This is a genomic window from Rhodoluna sp. (genome assembly GCF_044232805.1).
Taxonomy (GTDB): Bacteria; Actinomycetota; Actinomycetes; order Actinomycetales; family Microbacteriaceae; genus Rhodoluna.
The window spans coordinates 1-6,938 of the sequence record NZ_JBIILG010000050.1 but is presented as its reverse complement, the minus strand read 5'-3'; the positions used below and the strand labels follow the sequence as shown (position 1 = coordinate 6,938).

The 6,938-nt window shown below is 50.1% G+C and carries 7 protein-coding genes; 3 read left to right on the top strand and 4 right to left on the bottom strand.

Annotated features, from left to right (window positions below; translation table 11 throughout):
- Nucleotides 1-656: TIGR01777 family oxidoreductase (locus AC9UES_RS06045; RefSeq protein ID WP_509527644.1), on the top strand; the 656-nt coding region annotated here is incomplete at its 5' end.
- An 87-nt stretch (nucleotides 657-743) separates the two neighbouring features.
- Here AC9UES_RS06045 and AC9UES_RS06040 read toward each other — a convergent pair.
- Genes AC9UES_RS06040 through AC9UES_RS06030 form a run of 3 tightly spaced genes read right to left on the bottom strand, consistent with a single transcriptional unit; the run spans nucleotide 744 to nucleotide 2,621 of the window.
- Nucleotides 744-1,238, bottom strand: coding sequence for a hypothetical protein (locus AC9UES_RS06040; RefSeq protein WP_509527641.1), 495 nt, complete (start codon nucleotides 1,236-1,238; stop codon nucleotides 744-746).
- Nucleotides 1,239-1,289: 51 nt separating this feature from the next.
- Entirely contained in the window at nucleotides 1,290-1,952 is a 663-nt protein-coding gene (locus AC9UES_RS06035) for a hypothetical protein (protein WP_509527639.1), read from the bottom strand.
- 60 nt (nucleotides 1,953-2,012) lie between these two features.
- A complete protein-coding gene (locus AC9UES_RS06030) occupies nucleotides 2,013-2,621 on the bottom strand; it encodes a GNAT family N-acetyltransferase (protein WP_509527637.1) in 609 nt (202 codons plus the stop codon).
- Nucleotides 2,622-2,639: 18 nt separating this feature from the next.
- Between AC9UES_RS06030 and AC9UES_RS06025 the strand changes: the two genes are divergently transcribed.
- Together AC9UES_RS06025 and AC9UES_RS06020 are read left to right on the top strand one after the other, a co-directional pair.
- A complete protein-coding gene (locus tag AC9UES_RS06025; protein WP_509527634.1) occupies nucleotides 2,640-3,203 on the top strand; it encodes a 5-formyltetrahydrofolate cyclo-ligase in 564 nt (187 codons plus the stop codon).
- Nucleotides 3,204-3,236: 33 nt separating this feature from the next.
- Nucleotides 3,237-3,446: an FmdB family zinc ribbon protein gene (locus AC9UES_RS06020; RefSeq protein WP_509527632.1), complete on the top strand. Its 210-nt coding sequence runs from the start codon at nucleotides 3,237-3,239 to the stop codon at nucleotides 3,444-3,446.
- On the opposite strand, the gene AC9UES_RS06015 is transcribed toward AC9UES_RS06020, so the two are convergent.
- A partial coding sequence (locus AC9UES_RS06015; protein WP_509527630.1) for a DUF4011 domain-containing protein occupies nucleotides 3,443-6,938 on the bottom strand: 3,496 nt, incomplete at its 5' end. The genes AC9UES_RS06020 and AC9UES_RS06015 overlap by 4 nt on opposite strands.

The window sequence follows — 6,938 nt, the reverse complement described above, 5'->3', positions numbered from 1 at the left end:
AGCGGGAAATAGTGGACTCGAGAATCAACTCGACCAAGACCCTGGTTGCTGCAATAAACGCGGCCAAGAAACCACCGAAGGTTCTAGTTAGCGGATCGGCATCAGGCTTTTACGGCGAAGGTGGCACCGTGTGGCTCACTGAAGACAGCCCGAAGGGCGAGGGTTTCTTATCTGATCTTGCCAATGACTGGGAGCTGGAAGCTCACAAAGCCAGAACCCGGGTGGTGCTGGCTCGCACCACACTCGTCATGAGTCGAAAACTTGGTGCCCTAGGCAAACTGGTCCCACTAATCAAACTCTTTGTTGGTGGACCGCTAGGTTCTGGCAAACAATTCTGGGCTTGGATCAACTTGGTCGACGAAGCCGCTGCCATCATTCATTTGATAAATACTCCAACCGCCCACGGGCCATTCAACCTAAGTGCTCCGGAGCCGGCAACCTGCGAACAGATGGTTCAGGCTCTGGCTCAAGAGCTTGGCCGACCGGCCTGGTTCAGGGTCCCTGAATTTGCCATGAACCTGCTCATTGGCGAGGCGGCTAGAGAGCTACTTCTTGTCAGTCAAAAGATGACCGCAACTAAGCTTTTGGCCTCAGGCTTTCGCTTCAAATACCCGGACCTGGAATCTTCGGTTCGCTGGGTAGTTTCCAAAAACTAAAAGTAAATTCAAAACGAAGATTTACTCAATCTTTGACAAATAAAAAACCCCACTCCGAAGAGTGGGGTTTTCTATTATTGAAAGAAATTACTTCTTTGCAGCTGGCTTACGCTTTGCAGTCTTACGACGTGCTGGCTTCTTCGCTGCTACTGCTTTTTTAGCAGCTGGCTTGCGCTTTGCTGCAGTCTTCTTAGCAGCTGGCTTGCGCTTTGCTGCAGTCTTCTTAGCAGCTGGCTTGCGCTTTGCTGCAGTCTTCTTAGCTGCTGGCTTGCGCTTTGCTGCAGTCTTCTTCGCTGCTGGCTTCTTAGCTGCAGTCTTCTTAGCAGCTGGCTTGCGCTTTGCTGCAGTCTTCTTAGCTGCTGGCTTCTTCGCTGCAGTCTTCTTTGCAGCTGGCTTGCGCTTTGCTGCAGTCTTTTTCTTGGCTACTGCCATTTTCTTTACCTCTTTCACTTCAGCTGTGGTCTCGCTGGCGATATCTTGAGCTAGGTTGCCCATTGCCTTTGAAACCGGCTTTACGTTATTGCGGAATATTTTCTTTACTCGTTTTGTTACTCTTTTTGTTACTCGATCAAATGTGTTCACTCGTTTGCTCTCCTGATTAGATTGATTTAAGTCTAGTGATTTAGCACGAAATTACGCTGTAGCGCGTCTTTTTTTCAATATTGTGTTTATTTGCTCTTGCGTGTCGAAATTCTTCCTCGAGTTGCTAATTTCGGTTACGGATGCGACATTTGGTATTTCGAGCTCACCAATTCGACTTTTATATGCAGGTGAGGGTAGTGGGTTTGGAGTCCACGCTCTAGAGTCACTTTCCGCGTCAATACTGGGCAGAATGGCTTCTCTCCAGGTCTTCGCAAGGCTGGCAGTCAGCTCGGTTTTCGACTGAGCAACCTTTATAAGTGTCTTATTTAGTTCGCTAGAGGCCTTTATCGCCACCAGCAGCGCGAACAATCCCACTAGCATTCCAAGCCCGATTGCTACAAAAATTAGCGGGGTTTGGAACGCGAAAAACGCCAATGTGACCGATCCCAGGATAGTTAGGGTGGCCAAAACCGACATCGTGTTTTTTGTTCTTCTAAGCCTTCGAGATCGTTCAGTTGCAAGCCGAAGCCTTGATGCAACTGGCGCATTCACCGAAATCTTGGTGTTTTCAACCTGGGGCTTCAAGCCACTTGAAGCCTGAGCGTATCGCTCAGCCTCCACGCGGTTTTGAAACCAGGACGGAATAAAAACAACAACCCATAAGAATGCGATGACGAGCATCATCAATCCACCGAGTGCTGCGCTTTGATCCATACATCAAAGTTAGGGAAGGAAGTGCGGCGTGTCGCGGATTTGCGGTGGCGTGTTGGTTTATCAGTTCCACGGGTATTTTTGGGGTGGAACTTGTTTTCTTAAGAATCTATTCAAGATTCCCTCTGGAACTTCTTCTGCAGTCAAGGCGAAGATGTAGTGATCGCGCCAGTCACCATTGATGTGAATGTAGCGCTGCTTGATGCCCTCGTACCTAAAGCCCAGCTTTTCTATGACTCGTAGCGATGCAGCGTTTTCTGGCCTGACGTCTATCTCAACACGGTGTAGCCCAACCTGATTCATCAAATAGTCGGTCACAAGGGCAACCGATGTTGGCGCAACACCTCTGCCTGCAACCTCTGGTGATACCCAGTAACCAATTACTGCAGAAGAAACTGAGCCATACAAAATGTTTGCAACGTTTAGTTGACCTTGAACCACTCCTTGAACCTCAATTACGAATGGCATCCCTGACTGGTCGTCTAATTGCCGAATTAGTCCTCGAAGTTGGGATCTGACATCAAACGAGTTTGGGGCTCCAGGGTTCGTGGCCTCCCAAGGTCTAAGCCATGCCCTGTTTCCAAGGATTAGTTTCTCTAGGGATTTGGCGTCTCTCATCTTCGCGATGCGCAGTTTTACATCGCCGTGAGTTAGTGCAAAAGAAAGAGCCACGATGGCTAGATTAGTGGCATGAGTGAGATTGTCTCGGAAGCCAAGAAAGCCCTCAGGCTTCAGATCTTTGCTAACCGAACGGATGAGCTCGCCAGGCAAACCAGTGGCCAATTTGCCGAATCTTTGTTGGCGCTTTCTTTGAAGCAAAATCACAAGCGAATTGGCTGCTACCTATCCTTTGGTTCTGAGCCTGCAACCGATTCCTTTATTGAACTAGCCAAGGCAGAGGGCATAGAAATTGCTTGCCCACGGATTGATTCCAATGGCCAGATGGTTATGGCCGTTTTAGAATCTGGAACTACGCAAAGTGCACTTGGCTTTAGAGAGCCAACGGGGCAAGTTATAGAACCCAAGGATTTGGACTTGATTGTTGTTCCCGCTTTGGCAATTGACTTTGAGGGTCAGCGCCTAGGAAGAGGAGCTGGCTACTTCGACAGATACCTTCAGCACTTCACGGGACCAACCGTTGGGCTCATATACGATGCGGAGTTTTTGCCAGAAATTCCAAGTGGGAGTCACGATGCGCCCGTTAGCCAGGTCGTAACGCAATCTCGAACCATAGACATTCCCTTTGCGCGTTAGAATTAGCTAAATCCCACTAATCCGAGAGAATTCATGCCCACCTACAGCTACGTCTGCAAGAAATGCGAACACAGCTTTGATTTGTGGCAGGATTTTGATGCTGAGGCAGAAACCCTTTGTCCAAAATGCGGTGGGGAATTGCGCAAGGTCTTTGGCCAACTGGGTGTGAGCTTTAAGGGAACTGGTTTTTATCGAACCGACTCTAGGCCAACGGAGTCAAGCAAACCAAAATCTAGTGACTAACCCCAGTGCGGCGGTTTGTCTTCGGCAAGTCTTTGATCGTTAGAGTCCCCGGGGTCTCCCCAAGCTGAAGCCGTGTCCTCAAAAGCGGGTTCACTGAGCTCAAAAAGCGGTTGTGCTTTCTTGGTTACCTCTATACCCAGGCTCATAGAAATAGATCTGGCTACCTGCTCGGGATCTGCAAACAACTCAAAGCTAGGAACCCTCAAATACATCCAGCCCATGGCTTCCAAAAGTGCCGGGCGAAGCCGGTAGCGCTCTGAAAGGTTGTATCCAAGGATGCCCCAGTCCGGCTCAACAATTGCTGCCTTGGCCCCGACCGAAGCAACTAGCTTGATCCTTGTCGAGAAATTAGTTCGCGTTGTAACCCCAAGCTTGGTTAGCCGAATGGCCAGATCAGCAATCATTGGATTCAGTTCGGCTTCGACCTTGAATGGGGCGACCCATTCAAGCTCATGCATCAAATCACTTAGCATCTCGACCCCAGGATTTGCCTTTGCTAGTAGGTCCTGGTTATCCAGGGCACTCACAATAGTCATTTGTTTTCTGGCTGAGACCAGCAGGTTAGCAAGGTACCTCTTACCGTTTGGATCAGAAAGCTGACCAAGTAGCTTCGGAGCTTGGCCCGTTAGGTCCTTTCCGAAGCCGAGACTAAAAATTATTCGATCGGCAACCCGATGAGCTAACTCTTGGATAGTAGTAATCTCGAATTTTTCCCGGCCATGACTTTCAAAAAATGGATCTAGATCAGCCCTGGTTTTCCTATTGGTCCTAAGAGCGGTCTCTAGCCTTTCAGCGTGCTTCGGGCTCGCTGTTGCAACCAGTAGAGAATCTTGTGGTGTGTAAGTGGCGTGACTGATCACGGCCTGAATCACCATCGATATCTCTTGATCCAAGCTCTCGGGCTGGTCAGAATTTCCTGCCACAACGCGCTCAAACTTTATGTTGTTTTGGCCAAAGTAGCTAGTGGCGGTTGGTTCAAAGATAATGCGGTCTTGATAGAACTCTTTGTTGATGTAATCACCCAACGCCTGGCCTGAAGTTCGATAGCTCCTTCGAAGAACCTCAAGAGGCAGCGACCTCCGGGCAGAGGTAAAGATGGACTCTGGCAAGCGAGCTGACTGGTCCTCTTGGGGTAGGCACTCGATGTTGAAACCGGTAGCTGCGGCGATTACGTCATCGCCAAAGACCACCACCTGATTAGATCGAACCAGCCCAGAGTAGTTTTCGGCGATGGAGGAACCGGCACCGTCAAGGACCAAGGTGACATCGAATCTTTCGCCTTTAGCCAAGGTTCTTGGGATCTCGTAAGGAGAAGCCAAAACCACTGGAACCAACGCTTGGTAAATGTTGGGAGCCAGTTGACTCACTTCGGAGATAACCGCGCGCTTGAGCTTTAGAAGTTCTTTCAGGGTCTGGGCCTCCGAAGGGTGATTTTCCAAAGCCTGCTTCCACTTTCCCGAAAGGCCGTAAGCCACGGTTTTGGCTCCGGCAGCAATCAATTCGGTTTCGGTGGCAGCGAATCGTTTTTCTATTTGGACAATCTCATTGCTATCGGCAGCCAGTGACCTGCCTGATCTTTCAAGTAGTGTTTCAAGAGCAGATTTCCACCAAGCTAGTTCCAGTTCAGCCGGCAGGTCGTCTTTGCCGGTGTGTAAATTGGCTAGCTCAACAGCCAGCGGGCCAAGCCCCGCTTCCTCAAGTCGCTGGGTCGTCATCGATCTCTCGTCGTAGTTGTCTAAAATCTTGGTGTCTTCCGAAAGCGAACGAAGGGTTTTGGTTAGCTCAGTAAGTGGTAAAGATATAAGCGGCGCACTAAGTGTCACATCACTCAGTAGTGCTTGCAGCTCACCGAGTTCACTGACAAATAGGTTCAGTGCCTGCTGGGCTTCTTTGATTCCCAGTGGAACCTGCGGCGGTTTGGCAACTAGGCAATTCTTTCCCCAAGCATCGCGCTGCAGTTGAATTGCCTTGAGCGATTGGTGCATGTCCGATACGTGCAGTCCTGGGCGAAGGTATTCCTTGGCAAGTTTTTTCAGTCGGCTGCGATTTGCCCCAGACATAACCGACTTGTCTTTTCTTGGTGCGGTAGCCAATATCAATTCAGTCAGCGGGCGATCAAATACCTCTGGCTTGAACTTGTCCAGCGTTTCTCGAATTTCAATAAATAGCTCAAGGTAATTCACCCAGTCAGCCACGCTCACGGCCGGCTTGAACTCGACGGTCTTGGTGAACTCGGCAAGCTGGCTGGAAAGATCCTGGAAAGTGTTTTCATATAGCGATTTGGCCAGTTGCAGCTTGCTTGGAACATCCAATGGGTTTTCGAACTTGGCCAGGAACCAAGCGGAGTCGTTGGGGCCAACCTCAAACATTCCAAGCTCTTGGGCTTGGCTAAGTAAGGTTCCTGCGAAAGTTAGGTCGCGGTGGCGACCGAGCTGGTCGGCATCGATTCTGGCCTCGTTGATTGGCGCCCTAGGGGATCCAGACAACCGGGCTAGCTCCTCAAGGGCCTGCTCGATGCTGACTCCTAGCTCGCCGTCTACTTTCTCAAAGTCGGCGAAATAGTTAGCCACTTCTTCTCTGGCGCGATCGCGCCGCGCGGCTAGTTCTGTGTAGTTCACCGGTTGCGCCTTCTCGTTACGAGATATCGCACTGATCATGTCTAGCCAAGTGGAACTAGATCTGATTCCAAGACCGGGCAATCCAACTTGGGTAAATCTGGTAGCTAGCTCATCCAGAGTCTGTTGTCTAGGTGCCAATACCAAGACTCTTTTGCCCTGGTGGGCAAGTGCACTAGCAAGAAGTACAACGGTTTGCGTATAGCCACACCCTGGTAAAGCCTCAACCGCAAAGCTAGTTCCAGCTAGTGCTCTGGAGACAATCCTGGTTTGAGTGCTGTCCGAATCTGTTACCGCTATTGGGTCCGCGATGCCTTGCTCATAAGACTCAGCGTTGGAATCCAGTTCGGTTAGAAACAGATTTGTAACCGGGTGCTCGATATCTTGAAAGTCGGATGCTAAATCACTAGCTGCTGAGGAGAAGTTACCGATAGCGAGTACTCGGCTGAACTCAAGATTTGCTGACTCATCCGTGAGAGAAGAAATGTGGTCTAACACGCGAACTGGAATTGGGTCTGATCCGACTTGAACCATTGATAGCAAATCTTCAGCGTTTAGCTTTACCCCGTAGTGCCGAAGTAGCGCTGGAGCCAACGCTGGATTGACGATGGCTTTTCTGGAAAGACTTAGTTCAAAATCATCGTGCTTAGTTAGAAGGTTCACTGGCCAAAGCAAGATCGGCATCCGAAGCTCATGGCCATCAGATCGCAAGTCCAGAAGCCCGCTTGCCAAGTAGAGACTCTCGATACCGAATTGCTCCGCGAGCGAGTCCTGCTTGTGCTTGATGCGATTGGCGGCGGAATAGGCCCTGGAGAAAGATAGGGAGTCGCGAATCAGGTTAGAAAGCAGGGTTGGCCTGCCGGTAACAAACTGAGCC